The organism is Microbispora bryophytorum, assembly GCF_043197435.1.
In the GTDB taxonomy this organism is placed as follows: domain Bacteria; phylum Actinomycetota; class Actinomycetes; order Streptosporangiales; family Streptosporangiaceae; genus Microbispora; species Microbispora bryophytorum.
In genome coordinates, this window is record NZ_JBICTF010000001.1 from 951999 (window position 1) to 975760 (window position 23762).

The window sequence follows — 23762 nt, forward strand, 5'->3', positions numbered from 1 at the left end:
GGGGGCCCCACCGCCTCACGTAAACGACGGGCGAGCCGATATCGGCCCGCCGGCGTCAGCCGCCGAGCAGCTCCTCCCAGTGCTGCCGGGACCGCCCGCCCGCGCCGATCGGGCCTGCCGGGCCGTCCAGTGCCGCCGACAGCCGCCACAGGCCGCGACTGGTCCGCAACCGTTCCATCCCGAACGGGTCGATCGCCCGCAGCACGAAGGTGACGCCCATCACGTTCAGCATCGCCGTCGACGGGGTCGCCGGGCCCGCGGGCGCCGCGCGCACGGCGTCCGGCCCCGGCTCGCCGATCAATTCCAGGAGCAGCGCCGCCACCTCGGCGGCGTACGGGCCGTCGCGCCACTCGATGTGCCAGGAGCGGTCGGTGCCCCGCCACCATGTGAGGTCGCGGCACGCTTCCAGCGTCTCCGCCTCGCCGGACAGGGCCGCCATGACCCGCCCCAGCGCCTCGTACCTGAGCCCGTCCGGCCCCGAGCCGTGCGGCGGCGGAGCGTCGCCGTCGTCGTGACCGTTCTGCGGGCCGTACGCCGTGGCCGGTGAGGCCCCGGGCTCGTCCCGCCCCCCGCGCAGTCCCCTCATGTCAGGGAGGGTGCCACCGCCCGGCCTTCTCGTCCGCGGGTTTCCCCGTCTTTTAGCCCCACTGCCCACGGGCTTCACTTTGATCGCGGCCGGCTGCTCCCCGCAACCCCGCGTACCATCACAAGACGGATGACAATCCGGTGCACGGCACGGCGTTCCACTGGCAGTGGGACCGGCGGTGATAAAGAATCATCGACAGGGAGCGTCCGCCGCTGCTGGAGGCCATGGTGACACTGCGCGTTGCGATCGTCGGGTCGGGCCCGGCCGGCATCTACACGGCCGAGGCGCTGGTCAAACAGTCGCACGACCCCGTCGAGGTGGACGTCCTCGAACGCCTGCCGACGCCGTACGGGCTCGTCCGGTACGGCGTGGCCCCCGACCACACGTCGATCAAGTCGATCGCCGGCTACCTGCGAAGGGTGCTGGAGACTCCGGGAGTGCGCTTCCTCGGCGGCGTCGAGCTGGGCGCGGACTTCTCGGTGGACGACCTGCTGTCCTGCTATGACGCCGTCGTCTACTGCACGGGGGCGATGGTCGACAGGCACCTCGGCGTCCCGGGCGAGGACCTGCCGGGCAGCGTCGCAGCGACCGACTTCGTCAACTGGTACTGCGGCCATCCCGACGTCCCGCCGGACGCCTTCTCCCTCGACGCGGAGGAGGTCGTCGTCATCGGCGTCGGCAACGTCGCCGTGGACGTGGTGCGGATCATGGCCAAGACGGCCGACGAGCTGCGCGGCACCGACGTGCCCGAGGAGGTGCTCGACCGGCTGGCTGCCTCCAAGGTGAAGCGGATCCACATGGTCGGCAGGCGCGGCCCCGAGCACGCCAAGTTCACCCTGAAGGAGCTGCGCGAGCTCGGCGAGCTGCTGAACGCCGACGTCCTCACCTTCCCCGACGAGGTCGCGGTCGCCGACCTGGCCCCGCTGTCGCGCCAGGTCAGGGGCAACGTGGACGTGCTGCGATCGTGGTCGGAGCGCAAGCCGGCCGACCGGCCCCGCCGTCTTGAGGTGCGCTTCTGGCTGCGCCCCGTGGAGATCCTCGGCGTCTCCCGGGTCGAGGGCGTGCGGCTGGAGCGGACCCGGCTGGAGAACGGGCGGGTCGTCGGGACCGGTGACTTCGAGACGATCCCCGCGGACATGGTGATGCGCTCGGTGGGCTACCAGAGCGTGGCGCTGCCCGGGGTGCCGTTCGACCCGGGGTCGATGACGGTGCCGAACGTCGCGGGCAAGGCGTCGGACCGGCAGTACGTCGCGGGCTGGCTCAAGCGGGGCCCGACGGGCGTGATCGGGACCAACAAGTCCGACGCCGCCGAGACCGCGCGCACGCTGCTCGCCGAAGCGGTGCCGGGAACCGCGACCGCCCGGCTGGACGACCTGCTCGCCGCGCGCGGGCTGAGCCCGGTGACGTACGAGGACTGGCTGGCGATCGAGGCCGCGGAGGCCTCGCTGGCCGGCAGTCTGAGAAGGGGCGAGCGGGTGAAGCTGGTGGGCAGGGACGCGATGCTGGGCGCCTGCGGCCGGCTCGCCCGGCCGGGAGGCGCGTCCTGACGGATCTCACGGTCAGGACCAGTGGGCCGGCCGGTGGTAGAGCGCGTCGTCGCGGCCGGGCACGAGGTCGGGCAGCTGCGACTGCCGGATGAGCGCGTCGCCGAGGGGAAACCAGGCGTCGCTCGCGAGACGCAGGCCGTCCGAGCGCCTGCCGGGCGGGAAGACGGTGACGACCCGGGTCTTGCCGCCGCGCCGGGCGTCCATCTGGCGCACCGCCTCGACGGCGGCGCACAGGTCGGAGTCCGCCGACAGCAGCAGCACCATGTCGACCAGGTCGAGCGCGACGTCGCGGACCATCGCGGCGGCCAGGGCGACGTCGGACTGCTTTTCCTCGTAGGTCCGCCAGGAGACGCCGCAGGCCCGGCACGAGGCCCGCTGCTCCTGGAAACGCCCGAGCACCACATCGACGCCCAGTGCCTCCAGGGCCGCCTGATAGGTCTGCTGGCGGGCGAGGGCACGGGCGTCGCCCCGGACGGGAGCGGTGAAGTAGCGGACGGCGGCCAGCGTCTGCCCGGTCCTCAGCAGCCGCAGGGACAGCGCCCGCAGATCGAGCCAGAGATGGCGCCGCCCCCGCAGCGAGCGCAGCCCGTAGTAGAGATTGAACCCGTCGACGTAGACCCCGACACGCACGACTTGGGGAACGCGGTTGTCGCGCACCGCCATCATCTCCTAACATGGAGTCACCGCGCCCGCGGCTACGTCCCCGGGCTCTACGGCCCCCGACAGGGGGCCGTTTCTTTTTCGCTCACCTGTTCGATCGGTTGTTCGAGGAAAAGAATAGCCAACGCTCCGTCCTCATGCAGCGACGTTGCGTGATTGCCCTCGCCGTGGCGGGACTCTGCGAGGATCGCCCCCATGGAGACGACGCTGACCGGCGTTCCTGACGGACTATTGGACGACTTCGCCGCCGCCCATCGCGAGCAGCTCGCCCGCTTTCCCGTACGGGAACCCGCGTGGCAGCCGGTGCACACCGTCTACGTGCCCGCGGACCGGGTGACCGCGGACATCGTCCAGCAGTGGCGGCAGGCCGCGACCGACCTCCTCCACCGGCTCCTGTTCACCCCCACCGAGCTGGCCGCATTGTTCGAGCTCGACGCCGAGCTGGCCCAGCCCGTGCACGACCGCGTACGCAGGAAACTGCACGCCGAGCCGATCGAGGACCTGCGGGTCGACTTCGAGGACGGCTACGGCCCGCGCTCCCCCGACGAGGAGGACCGGCACGCCGAGTCGGCGGCGGCGGCCGTGGCCGCGATGCACGAGGCGGGCACGCTGCCCCGCAGGTGGGGCCTGCGGGTCAAGTCGTTCGCCGACGGCGACCCGCTGCGCTCGGTCCGCACGCTCGACGGGTTCCTGACCGGGGTCGTGCGGCGGACCGGCCGGCTCCCGGACGGGTTCACGGTGACCTTCCCCAAGGTCCTGATGGAGGACTACCTGCGGCAGTTCGCCGGCTGCCTGGAGGCGCTGGAGCGCGCGCTGCTCCTGCCCTCGGGCACGCTGCGCTTCGAGATGCAGGTGGAGGCCCCGCAGACCGTGCTCATGCTCCAGCGGTCGGCCGGCCTGGTGCCCTCGCTGGGCGGGCGGCTGGCGGCCGCCCACTTCGGGGTGTTCGACTACACGGCCGCGCTCGGGCTGCCGCCGGACGAGCAGCGGCTCGACCACCCGGCCTGCGACCACGCGCGGCACGTAATGCAGACGGCGCTGTCGGGGACGGGGGTGGAGCTGTCGGACGGCTCACTGGCCGCGACCCCGGCCTCGGCCGCGGCGGCCGACGTGCACGCCCTGCTGCGACGGCACTCGGCGCTGGTGTCGCACTCGCTGGCGCACGGCTTCTACCAGGGCTGGGACATGCACCCCTCGCACCTCGTCAGCCGCTTCACGACCGTGTACGCCTTCCACCTCGCCTGCTACGAGAAGTACGCCGACCGGGTGCGCGCCTGGCAGGAACGGCGCGAGGCCGCGGGGGGCGTGCTGGACGAGCCGGCGACGATCAGGACATTGGTCGCCGCACTGGCCCGGGCCGACCGCGCCCTCTGCTGAGGTTTGCCATATCGGCAAGGTTGCTTGCCACTCCCGCCGCCTGTGCCGCACTGTTCCGACAGCAGCGTCCGAAGCGGGCGTCTGAGACTCCGACACGGGAGGCACGGGTGGACGAGAACAAGACATACGACGTGGTCGTGGTGGGCGGTGGCGCCGCGGGGCTCAGCGGCGCCCTGGCGCTGGCGCGGGCCCGCCGATCGGTGCTGGTGGTGGACGCCGGACAGCCGCGCAACGCGCCGGCCGCGCACATGCACAACTACCTCGGCCGGGACGGCACGCCGCCCGCCGAGTTGCGGGCGGCCGGGCGCGAGGAAGTGATCGGGTACGGCGGCGAGGTCGTCGCCGGGCGGGCCGAGTCCGCGACGCGGGAGGGCGGCGACTTCGTCGTGACGCTGGACGGCGGCCGCGCCGTCCGGGCCCGCCGCCTGCTGGTGGCGACCGGGGCCGTGGACGAGTTGCCGGACGTGCCGGGCCTGGCCGAGCGGTGGGGCCGCGACGTTCTGCACTGCCCCTACTGCCACGGGTGGGAGGTCCGCGACCGGCGCATCGGCGTGCTGGCCACCGGGCCGCTCGCCGTCGAGCAGGCCCTGCTGTGGCGGCAGTGGAGCGAGGACGTGGTGTTCCTGGCCCACCACTGCCCCGCGCCGTCCGAGGAGGACGCCGAGCGGCTCGCCGCGCGCCGGATCCCCGTCGCCGACGGCCCGGTCGCGGGGATCGAGGTGACCGGCGACGCGCTCACCGGGGTGCGGCTGGCCTCCGGCGAGGTCGTCGCACTCGACGCGCTCGTCGTCGGCGCGCCGCTCGCCGCCCGGTCCGGGGTGCTGGAGTCGCTCGGGCTCAAGCCGGTCGAGGTGGAGATCGGCGGTCACGTGGCGGGCACGCGCATCGCCGCGGACCCGACCGGAGCGACCGCCGTGCCCGGTGTCTGGGTGGCGGGGAACGTGACGGACGTACGCGCCGTGGTGATCGCGTCCGCCGCGGCGGGCCTGGCCGCCGGTGCGGCGATCAACATGGATCTCATCGCCGAGGAGACCCGGGCGGCCGTCGACGCCTACCGGACCCAGGTGCGCACTCTGTTGGAGGAGGCGGCCTGGGAGGAGCGCTACCGCTCCCGGCCGGCGGTCTGGAGCGGCCGCCCGAACCCGCAGCTCGTCGCCGAGGCCGCGCAGCTGCCCCCGGGCCGGGCCCTCGACGTCGGCAGCGGCGAGGGCGCCGACGCCGTCTGGCTCGCCGCGAGGGGCTGGCGGGTGACGGGAGCCGACATCTCCGCCACGGCGCTGGAGCGGGCCGCCGCCCACGCCGCCGACGCGGGCGCGGACGTCGCGGCGCGCACCGAGTGGGTGCAGGCGGACCTGCGCGACCACACCCTTCCCGAGGGCGCCTACGACCTGGTGTCGGCGCAGTACATGCACCTGCCCGGCGAGGCCAGGCGGACGCTGTTCGCCTCGCTGGCCGCCGCGACGGCTCCCGGAGGCACCCTGCTGATCGTCGGGCACCACCCGTCGGACCTGCTGACCAAGGCCCGGCGGATGCACTTCCCGCAGATGATGTTCACCGCCGAGGAGGTCGCGGCGTCGCTCGATCCGGCCGAATGGGAGGTCGTCGCGGCCGAGGCCCGGCCGCGCACCGCGGTGGACCCGGAGGGCGGCGAGATCACCATCCGCGACGCCGTCCTGGTCGCCCGCCGCCGCGCCTGAACGGGCCGCCTGAACCGGCCGCCTGAGCCGGCCGCCTGAGCCGGGCGGTCACAACCGGTCGACGATGCGGCGCCAGTGCCGGACGCGGTCCGGGTCTACCGGCTCGCGCCACGAGCCCCGCACGGCGCTGCCCACGTGGAAGGCGCGGACGCCGTAGTCGAGCAGCACCGGCACGTGCTCCTCGCGCAGGCCGCCGCCGGCGAGCACGAGCGAGGCGTCCCCCGCCTCGGCCCGCGCGCGTAACACGCCGAGGCCGCTGCCGACGCCCTCGGGCGAACCGGACGTGAGCACGGTCGCCAGGTTCGGCAGCAGCCGTACGGCGCGCCAGGCGGCCCGCACGTCGGCGGCGCGGTCCACGGCGCGGTGGAAGGTCCAGGGCAGCGGCGAGACCGCGTGGATCAGCGCCTCCGTCGCCTCCCTGTCGACCGACCCGTCCTCGGACAGGAAGCCGAAGACGAAGCCCGCCGCGCCGGCCTCGGCGAGCTCCTTGACGTGGCCGCGCAGCCGGTCGAGCTCCTCCCGGGTCGCGGTGAACCCGGCGTTGCAGCGGAGCATGGCCATCTGCGGCAGCCCGCACTCGCGCGCGATCGCGGCGACGAGGTCCGCCGAGGGGGTGAGCCCGTCCGCGCTCATGTCGGACACGATCTCCAGGCGGTCCGCTCCGCCCTCCTCGGCGGCCACGGCGTCACGCAGGTCGAGCGCGATCACTTCAAGGAGGGATCCCGTCATGATGTGAACAGTATCCGGTCCCTTTGCGGCGCCTCACGGCATCCGCCCTGTTCAGCACTCGATCAACTCGTTGTGTGCAGTGATGTCAAGAACTCTCCAGGCTTGCACCGCATGTCCCGAGCGCTGGGCCGGCACCGCCGGCGTGCGGCGATAGGACAGCGCGGCCGGGATCGCGGCGCTGGCGTCCCGCTCGAACAGCGCACCGGAGGCGCGGTGCGGCAGGTCGACGGTGCGGACGTGCCGGAAGCCTGACTTCCGGTAGTACGACTGCAGGCGGGCGTTGTCCTTGGCGCAGTCCAGCCGCACGTACGGCCGGTCGTGGGCGGCGGCCCGCAGGGCGGCCCAGTCGAGCAGCACCTCCCCCAGGCCCCGGCCCGAGTAGGTCCTGCTCACGGCGAGCTTGTGGACGTAGAGCGCGTCTCCGGGGCGGTCGGCGGTGGTCCAGAACTCCGGGTCGGCATGGCCGTCCACGGCGATCGTGGCGGCCGGCCCCCGCCCGGCCTCGTCGCCGGCGTCCAGGAGGTACATGACTCCCTCGCCGATCAGCGGTTCGATGCGCTCGGCGGGGAAGCCCGCGGCGGGCCACTGCCGTACGCCGAGACCGTTGAGCCACCCGGCGGTGCGCGCCAGCAGGGCAATGACCCCCTGCAGATCGGCCGGGGTGGCGCGACGCAGCGTGAGTTCCGTAACAAGATCCAGGGTGTTCGCGGGCATGCCTGATTCCTTTCGTGCCGACGGCGGCGATTTGATCACTGAGAGTGACGGCGGGATGCCGCAAGCGTCCGTCCGTAGACGGCGGGTCCCGCTAGGGCGCGCGGGCGCGGCGCGGCCCCCTGCCGGGGTCGGGTTGGGAATCACGGAAGCGGCCCTCCGGAGGAGGGCCCGTCGGCCGGGGGCGCCCGCTCAGGCCAGGGGGCGTCCGGGCCTCGTCAATGACGTTCCAGCTCGTATCGGATCAGATGCTTGTCGGCCGGCAGCACGGACACGGCGACGCGGACGGGCGTGTCGTCGGCGTCGTAGCCGACCCGGGTGTGGACGACGACCGGGGTGCCGGGCTCCAGCTGGAGCCGCGACGACTCGTCGGAGGTCGGCATGCGGGCCGACAGGTCGTCGATCACACGGACCTGGAGATGGCCCAGCTCCTCCAGCACCCTGTTGGCCCCGCGCGTGATGTCGCCGGGCCGGGCGATCTCGGAGCCCCCCACGATCTCCAGAGGGAAGTACGAGTCCAGCGTGTTGTACGGCTGGCCGTCCACGAAGCGCAGCCGGCGGCGCACGACGGCCAGGGCGCCGTCGGCGAGGGCGAGACGGGTGGCCACGTCCTCGGGCGGCTCGACGATCGAGACCTCGATCCTCTGGTCCGCCGTACGGCCCTCGGAGCGGACCGCGTGGACGAACGTGTCGAACCGCCGCCCCTCGTGGTCGTACGGGAGGAACTCGTCCTGGGGGCGCATGAGGAGGGGACGGCGCTCCCGTACGAACGTTCCACGCCGACGCATCCGCAGGATGAGACCCTCGTTCTCCAGCTCGCCGAGGGCCAGCCGTACGGTGTTGCGGCTGACGCCGTGCGCCTCCATGAGGTCGGCCTCGGTCGGGATCTGGTCGCCCGGCGCGAGTTCGCCCGCGTAGATGGCCCTGCGTACCTCGGCGGCCACCTGCTGGTAGAGCGACGATCGTGCCATCTTTCCTCAATCCACCCTTTTGTTCCAACAAATCTAGAGGATCTCGGTCTACCGGGAAACAACCCCTTGACCAGAGCCCACCCAGCCGCGCATTATCCAAACGTTGGTACAAATCCATCCAATGGAGGTGGGCCCGTGCGGGCGGTCGGTGCGAGAACGCCGAAGTCGCCCTGGCGCGCGCTCAGACCTACCGGAGCCCAGACCTATCAGAGCGACGGGAACGACATGTCAGAGCTGTCGGTATCCACCGGCATGACCGCCTTGCGCGGATATGGCGTGGCGTGCCCGAACGCGCGGTACCACTGCACACCGGAGCGGCCGGACGACAACGGCCGATCCCCACGGACTCCGTGCGAATGAACGAGGCCTCGACCCCAACCCTCGCCGGGGTCGAGGTCTCGCGCCGGGGCGGAGCGCGTCCTGGCGGGTCCCCCACGCCCGCCAGGACGCGCCACCGTTAATCACCGCACAGGGAATGCATCGACTCCGGCCCTCCTTGACTCCATGGGAGGCGACCGAGGAGGCACGTGTGCGATGGGCATCCCTGTGTCCCGGAGGGTCGGCCATGACGGCGCCAGGAGGATTCCGGCCGTCAATCCCCAGCACTTCAGGAACGTCCTCGGCAGGTACGCCACCGGCGTCGTGGCCGTCACCGCGATCGACCCGGAGACCGGGGAGCCGCGCGGCCTGGCCGTCAACTCCTTCACGTCCGTGAGCCTCGATCCGCCGCTGGTGTCGTTCTGCGTCGCGCGGACCAGCACGAGCTGGCCGCGCCTGAAGGCCGCGACGACCCTGTGCGTCAACGTGCTCGCCGACCACCAGCGGCAGGTGTGCGATCGGCTCGCCGCGAAGGGCGGGGACAAGTTCGGCGGCCTGTCGTGGGCCCTGTCCCCCGGCGGCGCGCCCGTGCTGGACGGCGCGCTCGCCTGGATCGACTGCACGGTGGACCAGGAGCACCCGGCCGGCGACCACGTGATCGTCGTCGCCCGGGTCACGGGGCTCGACCGGCACGACGACGGCGGCCCGCTGGTGTTCTTCCGCGGAGCTTACGGGGGCTTCCATGCCTGAGGACATGCCTGAGGACGCTTGAGGACATGCCTGAGGACATGCCTGACCCGGAACCGACCGGTCGGTATGCTGCCCCCATGACTCTGTTCTCGGTGGAAGGCAAGACGGTCGTCGTCACGGGCGGGTCCCGGGGCATCGGGAAGATGATCGCGCGGGGGTTCCTCGACGCGGGCGCCACCGTCTACATCTCCTCACGGAAGAAGGACGAGCTGGAGGCCACGGCCGCCGAGCTGGGCTGCCACGCCGTACAGGCGGACCTGTCCACTCCCGACGGCGTCGAGGCGCTGGCGCAGGCGGTGTCGCAGCGGGAGAGCCGGCTCGACGTGCTCGTCAACAACGCGGGGGCGAGCTGGGGCGCGCCGCTGGAGGAGTATCCGGAGCACGCCTTCGACAAGCTCTGGAACATCAACGTCAAGGGCGTCTTCTTCCTCACCCGCCGCTTCCTGCCGCTGCTGCGCGCCGCCGCGTCGCCCGGCGACCCTGCCCGCGTGATCAACATCGGGTCGATCGACGGGCTTCGGGTGCCGTTCATGGAGAACTACGCGTATTCGGCGGCCAAGGCGGGCGTCCACATGCTGACCCGGCACCTCGCCCACCAGCTCGCCCGGGAGCAGATCACGGTCAACGCGATCGCGCCCGGGCCGTTCGAGTCGAAGATGATGGCCTTCGCGCTCGACGACCCCCAGATGCGCGGCGCGATCGAGGGCAACGTCCCGCTGGGCCGCATCGGCAGGCCCGACGACATGGCGGGCGCGGCCATCTTCCTGGCCTCACGGGCCGGGTCGTACCTGACCGGCGCGGTGATCCCGGTGGACGGCGGGATCTCCACCCACGGGTAGGGGACGGGCATGTGGCAGGTTGCGGTGTGCGGGCCGGGCGAGTGCACCCCGCAGGAGGCCGAGGCGGCCCGCGACGTGGGCCGCCTGCTGGCGGGGCGCGGCGTGGTCGTGCTGTGCGGCGGGTACGGCGGGGTGATGGCCGCCGCGGCGGCGGGCGCGAGGGAGGCCGGAGGCGTCGTGGTCGGCGTCCTGTCCGGCCGGGACCGCGCCGGGGCGAGCTCCGACCTCACCGTGGCCCTCCCCACCGGCCTCGGCGAGGCCCGCAACGCGCTGATCGTGCGCGCCGCCGACGCGGTCGTCGTCGTGGGCGGCTCCTGGGGCACGCTCTCGGAGCTGGCGCTCGCCCGGCGGGGCGGCACGCCCGTGATCACTCTCGGAGGCTGGCGGATCCTCGACGCCGAGGGCCGTCCCGTGCCCGGTCCGGTGGCCGCCGCCGGCCCGGCCGAGGCCGTACGGCTGGCGCTCGCCGCCGCCGAGCGGGCCCGCCCGCTCAGCGGCGGCGAGCGTCTCAGGCCTTGAGCATCTCGGCGAGAGTCTCGGCGAACAGGTCGGGCGCGGCCAGCTCCTCCCGCAGGAACAGGTAGGGCTCGGTGAGCTCCAGCTCGATCAGGACCGGCTCACCGTCCGGCATCCGCACCAGGTCCACCCGGGCGTACAGCAGGTTCTCCGGCACGGCGGCCAGGACCCGCTCGGCGAGGGCGAACTGGTCGTCGTCCGGGTCGCGCAGCGTGGCGCGGTTCTCCGCGGTCTCCGCCACCCCGGTGAGCATCGGGTGCCGCCGTACGGCGTGGCTGAACCGGCCGCCGAAATACAGCAGCGACAGCTCCCCCTCCTGCTCGACGGACGGGATGTACGGCTGCACCATGACCGTGCGGCCCGCGGCGAGCAGCGTCGCCGCGTGGCCCGCGGCGGCGCCCCGGTCGGCGGTGCGGACGGTGTCGCGGGCCCCCGCCGAGACGGCGGGCTTGACCACGAACTCGTCCCAGCCGGGCAGGTCCGCCCCTGGGTCGCCGCCCTGCGTGGGCCAGTGCGTGGGGACGGTGGGCACGCCGAGCGTGCGCAGGTAGGTCTTGTCGGTGTTCCACTCGATCACCGGCGCGGGATTGAACAGCCGCGTCACCGACTCCACCCGGTGGGCCCAGGCGACGAACTCGTCACGGCGGTCGATGTAGTCCCACGGGGACCGCACGACCGCCGCGTCGAACTCCGACCAGTCGACGCGGGGGTCGTGCCAGTTCACCGGCGAGCCCTCGATGCCGGCCCCGAGCCAGGCGGTGAGCGCGATCTCCCGCTCGTCGTCGTGCTCGGCGGCCGGATGGTCCGTGGTGACGTAGGCGACCCTCATGACGCTCCCTTCCGCTTGTCAGCGGTGACCAATGCTATGGGCAGTGTCAGGCGAGGCCGGCCAGCACCTCCGCCGCGGCCTGGCCGCAGACTCGCGCGGCGCCGTGCGTGGCGATGTGCACCGCCCCCAGGTCCGTACGGCCCGGCAGCCCCATCTCGACCACGACGCCGTCCGGCCGGGCTGCCAGCAGGCGCTCCAGGAGGTCGGTCTGCCAGGGGTGCCGGTGGGCGTCGCGCACCACGATGACGAGCGGCCGGTCGGCGGCCTGGCCCAGCATCGCGCCGGCGACGCCGTTGTGGACGTCGCCCTGCCGCAGCCGGGCGACCGTGGTGCCGGGCAGCAGCTTGCCCAGCGGCTCCCCCGCGCCCCACGGCATGTTCCTGTCGATCGCGAGGTTGGTCTCCGGCGACAGCTCCACGACGTGCGGGGCGGCGGCCAGCGGCAGCACGCCGGCCCCGCGCCGGGTCACGCGCACGGCCCGGCGGGCGGCGACCAGCCCGATCTCGTCCCGGCGGTCGTCCACGGGCGGGGCCTGCGCCTGCCAGGCGGTCAGGGCGCGCACCCGCGCGGCGGCGTCCGCGAGCCGCTCCTCCGGCAGCCTGCCCTCGGTGACCGCGTCGGCGACGGCGTCGCGGATGTGCTCGTGGGTCGCCTCGTCGGCGTTCTCTCCGCCCACGCAGACCGCGTCGGCACCCGCCGCCACGGCCATCGCGCTCGCGCCGCCCAGGCCGTACCGGCCCGAGACGGCGGCCATCTCGATGCCGTCGGTGACGATCAGGCCGTCGAAGCCCAGCTCCTCCCGCAGCAGGCCGGTGAGGACGCGGGGGCTGAGCGTCGCCGGCAGGTCCTCGTCGTACGCCGTGACCAGCAGGTGACCGGTCATGATCGAGCGCACGCCCTCGTCGATGGCCACCCGGAAGGGCTCCAGCTCGACCTCGGCCAGGTCCTTCCGGGAGGCCGTGACGCGCGGGACGCCGTGGTGGGAGTCGACAGACGTGTCGCCGTGCCCCGGGAAGTGCTTGGCGCAGGCCGCCACGCCGGTGGACTGCAGGCCGCGGATCCAGGCGGCCGTGTGCCGCGCGACGAGCGGCGGATCGGCGCCGAACGACCGCAGGCCGATGACCGGATTGTCCGGGTTGGAGTTGACGTCGGCGGCCGGGGCGAAGTCGATGTTCACCCCCGCGGCCCGCAGGTCCCGCCCGATGTCGCGGGCCACCCGCTCGGTCAGCTCCACGTCGTCCACGACGCCCAGGGCGTAGTTGCCCGGCCGCGAGCTGCCTGTGCGGGCCTCAAGCCTGGTCACCTCCCCGGCCTCCTCGTCGATGCCGATGAGGATCTCGGGGCTGTCCGCGCGCAGGGCCGAGGTGAGCGCGGCGAGCTGGGCCGGGGTGTCGACGTTCCGGGAGAACAGCACCACACCGGCGAGCCCGCCGGCTAGCCGCCGCCGCACCCAGTCGGGGACGGTGGTCCCGGTGAAGCCGGGCAACAGGACCGCGTCGGCCAGACGGAGCAGGTCAGGGCTTCGCTTCATGCTGCGCCCGCAGGGCATCGCTCAGACATGCCCGCAATCTAATAGGAAAGTTTCCTATTTGCCAGGGGACAGGCCTGGGTCGTCACCCTTTCCTGATCACACGTCGGTGCGGTGGAGCCGGTTCTCCTTCACCTCGAAGCCGGCGATCGTCGTCAGCGGCGCGCCGGGACGGTCCACGAAGGCCACGGCCCGGTAGTCCGCGCGGAAGTTCTCCATGTCCGCGACGCAGGACACGTAGCCGTGGCGGCTGTCGAAGAACGCGATGTGCGGGTTCAGTTCGAGGATCGCGCTCGCGTCGGTGATGCCCGGCGCGCTCGTCACCGACGGCCCGACGAACTCGACCCCGAGGGCGCGGGAGGCCGGATCCGCCCAGTCGGCGCGCACGTCGCAGGCGTACGCGCTGTGCACGTCGCCGCTCAGCACGACCAGCCCGTCGGGGGCGGCGGCGAGCACGCGGGCGCGCGAGTCGGGATAGCCGTCCCAGGCGTCGGCGCTGACGGGTTCGAGCGGGAACCTCCGCTGGGAGAAGAACACCGCCTGCGCGAGCACCTTCCACCGGGCCGCCGATCCGTGCAGCCGGTCCTTCAGCCACTTCTCCTGCTCGGCGCCGAGCATGTCGCGCCCCTCGCGATACTGCCTCGTGTCGGCGAGCAGGAAGTCGGCCACCCGGCCCCACGGCCGCCAGCGGTAGTTCTGCAGGGCGGACCCCGACGGATGGACGCGCAGCGGCTGGTGCTCGTAGTACGCCTTGAACGCGGCGGCCCTGCGCTTGAGAAAGGCGGCGGGGCTGCCGCCGTCACCGGGCAGCGCGCCCGCCCAGTTGTCGCGGACCTCGTGGTCGTCGGGGATCGCGACCCACGGCGCGGCGGCGTGGGCGGCCTGCAGGTCCGGGTCCATCTTGTAGCGGGCGTAGCGGTCGCGGTAGGCGCCGAGCGTCGTGCACTCGGCCGTCGACTCGAGCGGGCGCACATAGCGGCCCGGCTTGGGGTTCTTCGGCTTGCCGTACTCGTAGATGTAGTCGCCGAGGTGGAGGACCAGGTCGGGCCGCTCGGCGGCGAGGTGGCGCAGCGCCGTGAAGTGGCCGTGCTCGTAGCGCTGGCAGGAGACGAAGCAGAACCGGACGGGGGCGGTCGAATCCGGGCCGGGCGCCGTCCTGGTGCGGCCCACCCGGCTGACGTGACCCTCGATGGAGAAGCGGTAGAAGTAGTCGGCCGCGGGTCGCAGCCCGGCCACCCGCACGTGCACACTGTGCGCCCAGTCCGGCTGCGCGGGCGCGGTGCCCGACTGGACCACCTTCGTGAACGCCTCGTCCTCGGCGAGCTCCCACCGTACGGTCATCGCCCGGTTGGGCATGCCGCCGGGCTGTGTCGGATGCAGCGGATCGGGGGCCAGACGGGTCCACAGGATCACGCCGTCGGATAACGGCTCTCCTGAAGCCACCCCCAAGGTGAACGGATAGCCCATTTTCGCCATGGGTTCGATCCTGCCTTACCGATCCCGCCCGTGCGGGGAGGTCGGGCGAGGCGGGAATGTGAACAAGCTCTTGCTCGACGGCCATAATGGGAGCCGTGAACCAGCGTAAGGACTCCGGCGGCACGGCCGCGCCGGTCAGGGCGAAGCGGGGGGCGGCCGGTTCGGCGTCCGAACGGCGCGACCACCTCGTCAAGCTCGCCGCCGAGTTGTTCGCGCGCAAGGGCTTCCAGGCCACCACCGTGCGGGAGATCGCGTTGGAGGCCGGGATCCTGTCCGGCAGCCTCTACCATCACTTCGACTCCAAGGAGTCGATCGTCGACGAGGTGCTGCGCACCTTCCTCGAGGATCTGATCAACCGCTACCGCTCGGTGCTGGGGACGCACGCCGACCCGCGTTCGGTGCTAGCGGAGATGGTGCGCATCGGCTTCGGCACGCTGGAGGACCACCGGGCGGCCATCACGGTCATGCAGAACGACTGGAACTACCTGCGCTCACTGCCCGGCGACCGGTTCGACTACCTGGTGCGGGCCGAGGACGAGGCCGAGCGCATGTGGCTGGAGCAGATCACGAGCGGCCAGGCCGCCGGCCAGTTCCGCCCCGACGTCGATCCCAAGCTCACCTATCGGATGATCCGCGACACGATCTGGGTGACCGTGCGCTGGTTCCGCCCCGGCGGCAGGCTCGACACCGACGCCCTGGCCGACCACTTCGTCAAGCTGCTGTTCGACGGCCTGGCGACCGGCGAGCGGGCGAGCCGGCCGTCATGACGCTACTCAAGGCCGTACGGCTCGCGCTGACCGAGCTGGCCGACCCCGCGCGCGCCGAGGGCATGCGGTCGTACATGAAGTCGGAGATGCCCTTCCTCGGGGTGACGGCCGTGCCGCGGCGGGCCGCGCTGCGCAGGGTCTTCGCCGAGCACCGGCTGGACAGCGCCCCAGAATGGCGCAGGGCGGTGCTGGCGCTGTGGCGCGAGGCGGAGTACCGCGAGGAGCGCTACGCCGCCATCGAGCTGTCCGCGCACCGCTTCTACCGGTCCTGGCAGACGCTCTACACGATCCCGATGTACGAGGAGATGATCGTCACCGGGGCGTGGTGGGACCTGGTGGACGACATCGCCGTGCACCGGATCGGCACGCTGCTGCGGCTGTATCCGGAGAGCATGCGCCGCCTGGCGCTGGAGTGGGCGCACGACCCCGACCTGTGGAAGCGGCGCACCGCCATCCTGTGCCAGAACTCCTTCAAGGACCGCACCGACGTCCACCTGCTCTACGCCTGCATCGAGCCGAGCCTGTCGGACACCGACTTCTTCGCCCGCAAGGCGATCGGCTGGGCGCTGCGGGAGTACGCGAAGACCAACCCGCAGGAGGTGCTCCGCTACGTGAAGCACCAGGGCATCAGCGGCCTGAGCCGCCGCGAGGCGCTGCGCAACGTCCCCGGCGACGTGTAATCGGCGGGTCAGTCTCCGAGGAGCCACCGCGCCGCACGCCGCAGCAGTGTGCGGCGCACCGGGTTCTCGTAGGACCGGGTGTCGTGGCCGAGCGCGTCGTACACGACCCGGCCGCCCGCCACGGTTCTCGCCCACAACAGGGGCTGGTCTCCGGAGTACGCCAGCGGCTCCACGTCCGGGAGGACGTCGAGGTCGGTGTAGACCTCGTCGGTCACCTCGAAGTCGGTCAGGCCGTCGACGATCGGATGACCGGCGCAGAGCCGGACCTTCGCCGGGCCGATCGGCGGGTGGTACGACGTGCCCCACCTCCAGGCGCCGCCCAGGATCCAGGCCCACTCGGGCCAGTCGTCGAAGCAGAGCGTGGCGGCGTGCACGGCCAGCAGCCCGCCGCCCCTCGCGAGGTGATCGAGCAACGCCCGCCTGACGGAGTCCGGCGTCTCGAAACGCCAGCGGTCCCGCTCCTCCGCGAAGTCGCCGCCGTCCATCCTCCATCGGAGCGCGTTGACCGTGATCAGGCCGGTCGGCGCGGGCTCGGCCAGGGCCCCGGCGACGTCCTCGGTGATCTCCGACTTGATGCCGATCCCGGCGAGCACGTCCGCGAGGGCGGCCGAGGTGGCCGGGAAGTCATGGGCCACTCCCCCGGAAAGGATGAGATTGCGCGGCATGAGAGCACCTTAGGCTCCCGGCCGGACCGGGCTCCGCCCGGGAGCCGTGAGCCCGCGACCTCGCCGTACGCGCGGCCCCGCACGTGAGCACGCGCGCCGGGACTACATCCGCAAGGTGACTTTTTTGCTCCGGTGACAACCGCCCTTTCGGGTGAGACCTTGAGTCAGGGCCACATGCGGCACGGCTGAACTGGTCGAAGACGACCTGATCCGAGGGGGCGGCGTCATGAACGCCTGGTCGGTCCCGGGCTACCGGGAGGTGCGCGAACTCGGCGCGGGTGGCGCCGGGCGCGTCGTGCTGGCGACCTACATGACCACCGGCGCCTACGTCGCGATCAAGTACCTGCGCGAGGAACTGCGGCGGGATCGACGTTTCCTCGCCGGGTTCCGGCACGAGGCCCGGATCATGGTGGAGCTGAACGATCCGAACATCGTGCGCCTGTACGAGTACGTCGAGGCGCGCGACGGCGCGGCCATCGTCATGGAACTCGTCGACGGGGTCTCGCTTCGCAGGATCCTCGGCGAGCACGGCTCGACCAGCCCGGAGGCGGCGCTGGTCGTGCTGAAGGGCTCGCTGGCGGGCCTGTCGGCCGCGCACGCCACGGGCATCGTCCACCGGGACTACAAACCGGAGAACGTGCTGATCCAGGCCGACGGCAACAGCAAGCTGTCGGACTTCGGCATCGCGACGCCGAGCGGCTCTCCGGAGACCTCCGCGGGCACGCCGCCCTACATGGCCCCCGAGCAGTGGTACGGCGGGCCCGCCGGCCCGGCCGCCGACGTCTACGCCGCCACCTGCGTCTTCTACGAGTGCCTCACCGGGCGCCGGCCGTACCGGGCCGACGACCTGACGGCGCTGCGCATGCTGCACCGCAGCGCCCCCATCCCCGCGGCGGACGTGCCGGGCTCGGTGCGGGGCCTGGTGACGCGCGGCATGGCCAAGAACCCGGCGGACCGGCCGCCCACGGCACGCGCGTTCATCACCGACCTGGAGACCGCCGCGACCGCCGCGTACGGGTCCGACTGGGAGCAGCGGGGCCGCCGGCACCTGGCCGAACTCGCGACCCTGCTGGCGCTGACGTTTCCTCTGGCCGCTCCGGCCGAGCCGGTCGAGGCGTCCACGTCCCTCGCCCGGACCGTGCTGTCCGAGCGGCTCGCGCGCTTCGCGCCCCGGTTCGCCATCGGCGCCGCCGTGCTGTCGGCCGTCGTGATCGCGGCGGTGGTCGCGGCCAACCGGCAGACCCCGGTCGCGCGGGACACCCTGCTAACCCCGCCACCGCACAGCGCCCCGGCGGCGCTTCCCCCGGCCCCGGACTCGGCCGGGACGGCCGCGCCGGCCGCGCCCGATGAGACGGTGCCGGGCGAGACTGTGCCCGATGGGACAGTGCCCGGCGAGACGGTGCCGGACGAGACCTCGGAGGCCGCCACAGGACCCGCTGATGCGGGGCCGGACGAGAACGCCGGGACGACGCCGCCCGACCTGTCCGGCACGCCGGTGGCGTCGGTGTCCACCGGACCGGCCACCCCGCCGGGACCTTCCGGGTCACAGGACCCTTCCGGGCCGCAGGGGAGCGCCACCCCCTCCCACATGGGGGCGACCGCGTCGCCCGCGCCGGCGCGGGTGACCGATCTCGGCATCGCGGCGTTCGACGGCCAGGCGGTCACGGTCGACGTGCGGGCGAGCACTGCGGCCCGGGTCCAGCTCACCGCGCGTTTCGCCTCCGGGCCGTCGCCGGACGCGCTCGCCGCCGCGCCCTCGCAGACGGTCGGGCTGCGGGGTGCGACGTCCTACCACATCGGGCTGCAGCAGCCCTTCCCCTCCCCTGCCTGCGGAACCACCGTCTACCGGCGGGTCGAGGTGTCCACGGTCCCCGCCGCGCGGGGAGGAATCCGTACGCGCACGCGGAAACTGACCGGACCGGCCTGCCCGGCCCCCGCGGTGGAGGGTGTGGCGATCGATGATTGGGACGGCAAGAGGGCGGCCGTGACGGTGCGGACCTCGGGCAAGGGCCCGGTCGGGGTCTCCAGCGTCTTCACGCGCGACGGCCGCGCGGCGGCGTCCGACACTCGCACGCTCTCGGGCCACACGTCCTACTCGTTCACGGTGCCCGCCGGCCTCGGCGCCGTGGAGTGCGGCAGGAGGGCCGTGTTCGGGGTGCGCGTCACGACCGATCCGGCCGATCCCGGCGGGCCGCGCCAGGCCGAGGTGCGGGTCGCCGGCCCCCGGTGCCCGAAGTCGCAGGAGTCGCCCTCGGGGCCCGCGAAGGAGAGTCCGGGGCCGGCGAAAGACCCCAGCCCGGCGACGAGCCCGACGACGAGCCCCGCGCCACCCGAGTCCCACAGCTCCGAACCGCGCAGTCCTGAACCGCGCAGTGCTGAACCGCGCAGTCCTGAACCGCGCAGTCCTGAACCGAAGAGTTCGGAACAGCTAGACCGGGGACAGCGGAGTCCGGATCCCCAGGACAGCTTGCGCCTCCAATGATTTCCTGACCGGCGACGTCGAGCAGAAGGCGTGAAATATTCACCGCCGTCCTCACGGCCGGCCTTTCACACGCGTCCCCGAAGCACCTGCTCAGCAAAGCCTTTACGTCGCGAGACGAAGCAGCCTTCATATCAAGTTACTTGACTCGCTCATTTGTGCCCGGATTGACTCGCGCTCCAGGAGCTCACCACCCGTCGACATCGGCGTCCTGAATCGTCAATCTCGGAGAGGGAAAAGTCCGTGCGAATCGACAGCTCTTTCCGCCGGCGGCCGAGGCTGTCCGCTGCCGCCGCCGCGCTGCTGACGGCCGGCGTCACGGTGACCGCGGCCCACGTCGCGTCGGCGGCCACGACCGGATGCGAGGTCGGCTACACGGTGACCAGCCAGTGGCCCGGCGGCTTCGGCGCCAGCGTCAGCGTTCGCAACCTCGGCGACCCGATCAACGGCTGGAGGCTGACCTGGTCGTTCCCGGCCGGGCAGACCATCACACAACTGTGGAACGGCTCCCCCGCCCAGTCCGGCTCGCAGGTCACCGTCACCAACGCCTCCTACAACGGCGCCGTCCCCAGCGGAGGCAGTGCCGACTTCGGGTTCAACGGGAGCTGGAACGGCTCCAACCCGGTGCCGTCCGACTTCGCCCTGAATGGCGTCACCTGCACCGGCGACGTCACCTCCCCGTCGCCTACTCCATCTCCCACCCCGTCGCTCACCCCGTCCCCCACCCCGTCGCTCACTCCCTCGCCGTCGCCCTCCCCCACGGCTTCGCCCTCGCCAAGCGCCAGTCCCACGCCGCCGAGCCAGCCGGCCATCGACAACAACTTCCCGGTCACCCGGGAGGGCGCGTACGGCACCAACCGCTACACGGTGTTCCGGCCGACGAACCCCTCCGCCGTCGGTCGCCCCATGCCCGTACTGGTCTTCGGCAACGGGGCGTGCGCGCACACCAACGGGAGCGAGGTGATCCAGGCGCTGACGTTCATCGCGTCCCGCGGGTTCGTCGTGGTGGACACCGCATCAGTGGACGGCTCGTCGAACGGGGTGCAGAGCGGGTCCCCGATTCCGTCGCTGCTGACCGACGGGATCAGTTGGGCCGAGCGGGAGAACGCCCGCACCGCCTCGCCGCTCTACCAGCGCCTCGATCTGTCCAGGGTCGCCGCCGCCGGCCACTCCTGCGGGGGGCTGGAAGCGCTGGTCGCCGCCCAGGACCGGCGGGTCAAGAGCGTCGTCTCGCTGGACAGCGGGTTCTTCGCCGACGGTTCGTTCGGATATCCACGCTCGGAGCTGTCCAAGCTGCACACTCCGGTGATGTTCATGGACGGCGGGTCCTCCGACATCGCCTATGACAACACCCGGGCCAACTACGACCTCGCCCAGATGCCGGCCGTGCTGGCCGAGCAATCGCAGGCCGGTCACGTCGGGTTCATCACCGGCGCCCAGATGAGCGAAGGCATGACCGCTGTGGTCCAGTTCCTGGACATGACTCTCAACGGCAACGCCACGGCGCGGTCGTACATCCTGGGCTCCTCGGGCCTGGCGGCCAGGGCCTCCTGGACGGTCCGCAGCAAGAACTTCTGATCCCGTACGCCGATCGAGTGACCGCGTCCGGCGCGGGCGCGGCCGGCGCAGGCGCGGCCGGGGTGATGACGCGGCCGGTAGACCGCGATCCCTCCACCACCGCGCCCCGGTCGCCCCCGCTGCGCGAACGGCCCGCCGGACGGAGGTCGGCAGGAAGACCTCGTGGACTGTCAACAGACCGACATCACGGCGGCGGTCGGCCCGCCCAAGACGGTGGCCGAGATCGTCGCCCCTCAGGAGACGCCAACCGCCGCCGCCGTGGCCATGTTCGAATCTTGATACACAGATCCCCTTGCGATCACTCTCTGAGCGCGTCACATTTCGTGTGAACGTTCAACATTTCCGCCGCGTCCTACCTAAGACCAGCGGGACGGATGCGAAGGGAGTGACGGCCAGCCGTGGACGTACCGGCCGTCGGGGAGGGCCGCGCGGGCGCGCTCGGCCGGGTGGTCTCGGCCCTGTCGAAGACGCCGCGGACCGTCCTCGTCCTCGGCGAGGCGGGCATCGGCAAGACCCATCTGCTCGGTGAGGCCGCCGCACGGCTGAAGGGGTTTCGCGTACTGCGCGGCCAGGCCCGCGAACTGGACGGCGGGCGCGCCTACGCCCCACTCGTCGAAGCGTTCGGGGCGGTGGGCGGCGAGGCCGCCGACGTCCTGTCCGGTCTGCTCGACGCGGTCGACCAGGCCGCGCTCGGACACCCCGCCGCGGCGCCCGGCGCGATGGCCGCCCGGCTGCTGGAGTCACTGCCGGGCCCCACCCTGCTCGCCATCGACGACCTGCACCTGGCCGACGCCGACACGCTGAGCGTGCTGCGGGCCCTGCCACGCCGCCACGACGCCGTCGCGATCCTCGGCACCGCCCGCCACCCTCCCCCGCTCGACGTGGACCTGTCGATCCGCCTCCAGCCGCTGACGATGGCCGAGGTCGCCGAGCTGGTCACCACGCTGCTCGGCCGCAGGCCGAGCGACACCGTCCTGCGCCGGATCCACGTCGCGAGCCGGGGCAATCCGTGGTTCGCACAGGAGGCCGTGCTGGCCCTGGTGCAGGGCGGCGCCGTACGCTCGACGGATCCGGGGGCGCGGCGCGGCGCGATCCTCAGCCGGCTGTTCCAGCGTGACCGGGGCGGACGCGACCTCGCCCGCGTGCTGGCCGCGCTGTCGCGTACGAGGGAGGCCGCCGATCTCCCCGCGCTCGCCGAACTGGCCGGGCTCGACCCGGATCAGGCCGAGCGCGCCTTCGACGCGCTGGTCAGGGACGGCGTGGTCGCCAGGAACGGCGACAGCTACGCGCTGGCGCACCCGCTGGTGGCCGAGGCGCTCTACGACGACCTCGGCGCCTCCGGCCGGCGCGAGGTGCACCGCCGCATCGCCGACATGCTCGATCGTGAGGGGCTGACCGGGACCAGGCGGGTCCTGGAGTGGGCCACCCACATGGCCGAGGCCGGGCCGCCCGCCGAGGCCCTGCCCGCGGTGCTGCGCGCCGCCGAGCTGACCCGCTGGACCGCGCCGCTGTCGGCCGCGCACTGGTACGGCAAGGCCGCCGAGCTGTCCCCGCAGCCCGGTGAGCTGCTGGCCAGGCAGGCTCTCGCGTACTGGAAGGGGTCGCGGCCCGCGTTGGCGCTCAACTCGGCGCAGCGGGCTCTCGCCGTGCTGCCCGCCGGCCGCCGGCGCACCCGCGCCGCGTACACCGCGGTCGGCGCGGCCCACGTGATGGGCTGGTACGAGGTGGCCCTCGACGTGGCCCGCCGCCAGATCCCGAAGGCCGACGACGCCTCGGCGCTGCTCGCGCAGCAGGCGGTGGTCAGCGCGGAGATGGGCCGTCCCAGCCGGGAGTCCGCCCGGCGGGCCTGGGAGGGCCTGTCCGACTGCCCCCCGCAGGACCGCGCGATCACGGTCGGCTATCTGGCCATCCACGCGCTCGTGCGGGGTGACTGGGCCGAAACGCAGCGGGCGGTCGACGACCTGCTCACCTTCGCCGCCGCTCTGCCGCCGGGCGCCCGGCTCGCGTCGCTGGAGTCGGCGGCGCACGTGCTGGCGATCGCCGGGCTGCGTTCCCGTGCCGTCGAGGTCCTCGACCAGGCCGAGCAGATCCACCGCGGCCTCGGCTGGCACGACATCGCCGGACAGCACGTACGGACCATGGCCGTGATCCGGCGGATGGGCGGCGAATGGGCGCGGGCACTGGAGGAGATCGCGGTCGCGGGCCGCGCACTGGCCGAGGCGGGCCTGCTGGAGAACCTCGCCCTGCTGCGCAACATGGAGATGGACATCCTGCTCGACCAGGGCAGGCTGGACCAGGCCGCCCGGGTGCTCGCCGACCCACCGCCCGGCTCCGCGCTGCAGCAGGGCATGCGATGCGTGCTCCGCGCGCGCCTGGCGCTCGGACGGGGCGACATCGCCGCCGCGCGGCGCGAACTCGCCCACGCCCTCGCGTACGAGGTGCCCGAGGTCGTGCACCGAGCCCTGGCGGTCAAGGTGCTGGTGACGGGAGCGGCGGGCGACGACGCCGGCTGCCGGACGGCGGCCTCCCGGCTGGACGAGCGGTCGGCGAACGGCACCCCCCGCGCCCGGCTCGCCGCCGACCTGGCCATGGGCTGGGCGTTCCGGGATCGCACGCGGACGGGCGCGGCGCTGGAGCAGGCCCGCGCCGACGGCCTGCCGTTCGAGGAGGCCCAGGCCCGGCTGACCTTCGGCATGCTCGGTGACACGACGCAGTTCCCTCGCGCGCACGCGATCTTCAACCGGCTCGGCGCGGCCCCCTGGGCGGCGCTGTCCGAACGCCGCCTGCGGGAGGCCGGAATGGTCCCCGAACCGGCGGGGCGTCTCACTCCCGTGGAGCGCCGCGTCATCGAGCTGGTCGCCGACGGGCTGAGCAACCCTCAGATCGCAGAGGAACTGCACTACAGCCGCAAGACCGTGGAGGTCTATCTCACCCGGGTCTACGCGAAGACCGGCCTGCGGTCGCGCGTCGAACTCGCCCTGGCCGTCGAACGCGGCGAACTGTGACGCGGGACCGGCTGTGACTCCACGTTTGTGCTGGTGGGGGGTTGGAGTCGATAG

At 72.8% G+C, this 23762-nt stretch carries 20 protein-coding genes; 11 read left to right on the plus strand and 9 right to left on the minus strand.

Features of this window, described 5'->3' with window-relative positions; all coding sequences use genetic code 11:
- Positions 1–55: 55 nt before the first annotated feature.
- Positions 56–586, minus strand: a complete 531-nt coding sequence (locus tag ACGFIB_RS04430; protein WP_189105086.1) for a hypothetical protein — start codon at positions 584–586, stop codon at positions 56–58.
- A gap of 224 nt (positions 587–810) precedes the next feature.
- Here ACGFIB_RS04430 and ACGFIB_RS04435 point away from each other — a divergent pair, with 224 nt between their 5' ends.
- A complete protein-coding gene (locus tag ACGFIB_RS04435) occupies positions 811–2133 on the plus strand; it encodes an FAD-dependent oxidoreductase (protein WP_357024379.1) in 1323 nt (440 codons plus the stop codon).
- Between the two features lie 12 nt (positions 2134–2145).
- Here the strand turns inward: ACGFIB_RS04435 and ACGFIB_RS04440 are convergent, their stop codons facing one another.
- Positions 2146–2790 carry an NYN domain-containing protein gene (locus tag ACGFIB_RS04440; protein WP_167748462.1) on the minus strand — a complete coding sequence of 215 codons (645 nt, stop codon included), beginning with the start codon at positions 2788–2790 and terminating at the stop codon, positions 2146–2148.
- Between the two features lie 198 nt (positions 2791–2988).
- Here ACGFIB_RS04440 and ACGFIB_RS04445 point away from each other — a divergent pair, with 198 nt between their 5' ends.
- Entirely contained in the window at positions 2989–4170 is a 1182-nt protein-coding gene (locus ACGFIB_RS04445) for a DUF6986 family protein (protein WP_393368354.1), read from the plus strand.
- 107 nt (positions 4171–4277) lie between these two features.
- The gene (locus ACGFIB_RS04450) at positions 4278–5867 is read left to right on the plus strand and encodes an FAD-dependent oxidoreductase (RefSeq protein ID WP_393368356.1); all 1590 of its coding nucleotides are present in this window, start codon (positions 4278–4280) and stop codon (positions 5865–5867) included.
- Between the two features lie 48 nt (positions 5868–5915).
- Here the strand turns inward: ACGFIB_RS04450 and ACGFIB_RS04455 are convergent, their stop codons facing one another.
- From ACGFIB_RS04455 to ACGFIB_RS04465, 3 genes are all read right to left on the minus strand, one after another.
- Complete coding sequence (locus tag ACGFIB_RS04455) at positions 5916–6596, minus strand: copper homeostasis protein CutC (protein WP_142575324.1); 681 nt, start codon at positions 6594–6596, stop codon at positions 5916–5918.
- A 51-nt stretch (positions 6597–6647) separates the two neighbouring features.
- A complete protein-coding gene (locus ACGFIB_RS04460; protein WP_393368358.1) occupies positions 6648–7310 on the minus strand; it encodes a GNAT family N-acetyltransferase in 663 nt (220 codons plus the stop codon).
- 215 nt (positions 7311–7525) lie between these two features.
- A complete protein-coding gene (locus ACGFIB_RS04465) occupies positions 7526–8278 on the minus strand; it encodes a GntR family transcriptional regulator (RefSeq protein ID WP_142558329.1) in 753 nt (250 codons plus the stop codon).
- A 534-nt stretch (positions 8279–8812) separates the two neighbouring features.
- Between ACGFIB_RS04465 and ACGFIB_RS04470 the strand changes: the two genes are divergently transcribed.
- From ACGFIB_RS04470 to ACGFIB_RS04480, 3 genes are all read left to right on the plus strand, one after another.
- Positions 8813–9346: a flavin reductase family protein gene (locus tag ACGFIB_RS04470; RefSeq protein ID WP_357248418.1), complete on the plus strand. Its 534-nt coding sequence runs from the start codon at positions 8813–8815 to the stop codon at positions 9344–9346.
- 77 nt (positions 9347–9423) lie between these two features.
- Positions 9424–10185 (plus strand): SDR family oxidoreductase, encoded by a 762-nt coding sequence (locus tag ACGFIB_RS04475; RefSeq protein ID WP_142575327.1) that lies wholly within the window; start codon positions 9424–9426, stop codon positions 10183–10185.
- 9 nt (positions 10186–10194) lie between these two features.
- Positions 10195–10704, plus strand: coding sequence for a TIGR00725 family protein (locus ACGFIB_RS04480; protein WP_393368361.1), 510 nt, complete (start codon positions 10195–10197; stop codon positions 10702–10704).
- On the opposite strand, the gene ACGFIB_RS04485 is transcribed toward ACGFIB_RS04480, so the two are convergent.
- The 3 genes from ACGFIB_RS04485 to ACGFIB_RS04495 all read right to left on the minus strand — a co-directional run bounded on the left by ACGFIB_RS04485 (position 10694) and on the right by ACGFIB_RS04495 (position 14534).
- Positions 10694–11530: an ATP-grasp domain-containing protein gene (locus tag ACGFIB_RS04485; RefSeq protein ID WP_393368363.1), complete on the minus strand. Its 837-nt coding sequence runs from the start codon at positions 11528–11530 to the stop codon at positions 10694–10696. The two genes, ACGFIB_RS04480 and ACGFIB_RS04485, sit on opposite strands and share 11 nt — an antisense overlap.
- 46 nt (positions 11531–11576) lie before the next feature.
- Positions 11577–13061 (minus strand): glycoside hydrolase family 3 protein, encoded by a 1485-nt coding sequence (locus tag ACGFIB_RS04490; RefSeq protein ID WP_393368365.1) that lies wholly within the window; start codon positions 13059–13061, stop codon positions 11577–11579.
- A gap of 96 nt (positions 13062–13157) precedes the next feature.
- Positions 13158–14534 carry an alkaline phosphatase D family protein gene (locus ACGFIB_RS04495; RefSeq protein WP_393368367.1) on the minus strand — a complete coding sequence of 459 codons (1377 nt, stop codon included), beginning with the start codon at positions 14532–14534 and terminating at the stop codon, positions 13158–13160.
- A gap of 86 nt (positions 14535–14620) precedes the next feature.
- On the opposite strand from ACGFIB_RS04495, the gene ACGFIB_RS04500 reads away from it, so the two are divergent.
- On the plus strand, positions 14621–15301 hold the full coding sequence (locus tag ACGFIB_RS04500; RefSeq protein ID WP_142575332.1) for a TetR/AcrR family transcriptional regulator: 681 nt from the start codon (positions 14621–14623) through the stop codon (positions 15299–15301).
- Positions 15298–15981 carry a DNA alkylation repair protein gene (locus tag ACGFIB_RS04505; RefSeq protein ID WP_357248401.1) on the plus strand — a complete coding sequence of 228 codons (684 nt, stop codon included), beginning with the start codon at positions 15298–15300 and terminating at the stop codon, positions 15979–15981. Before ACGFIB_RS04500 ends, ACGFIB_RS04505 begins: the two co-directional genes overlap by 4 nt.
- 8 nt (positions 15982–15989) lie before the next feature.
- Here ACGFIB_RS04505 and ACGFIB_RS04510 read toward each other — a convergent pair whose 3' ends face one another.
- Positions 15990–16646 carry a ThuA domain-containing protein gene (locus tag ACGFIB_RS04510; protein ID WP_393368369.1) on the minus strand — a complete coding sequence of 219 codons (657 nt, stop codon included), beginning with the start codon at positions 16644–16646 and terminating at the stop codon, positions 15990–15992.
- Between the two features lie 226 nt (positions 16647–16872).
- On the opposite strand from ACGFIB_RS04510, the gene ACGFIB_RS04515 reads away from it, so the two are divergent.
- The 3 genes from ACGFIB_RS04515 (at position 16873) to ACGFIB_RS04525 (ending at position 23708) form a co-directional block, all read left to right on the plus strand.
- Positions 16873–19128: a serine/threonine-protein kinase gene (locus tag ACGFIB_RS04515; protein WP_393368371.1), complete on the plus strand. Its 2256-nt coding sequence runs from the start codon at positions 16873–16875 to the stop codon at positions 19126–19128.
- A gap of 240 nt (positions 19129–19368) precedes the next feature.
- On the plus strand, positions 19369–20703 hold the full coding sequence (locus ACGFIB_RS04520) for a cellulose binding domain-containing protein (protein WP_393368373.1): 1335 nt from the start codon (positions 19369–19371) through the stop codon (positions 20701–20703).
- 398 nt (positions 20704–21101) lie between these two features.
- A complete protein-coding gene (locus ACGFIB_RS04525; RefSeq protein WP_393368375.1) occupies positions 21102–23708 on the plus strand; it encodes an ATP-binding protein in 2607 nt (868 codons plus the stop codon).
- Positions 23709–23762 lie beyond the last annotated feature (54 nt).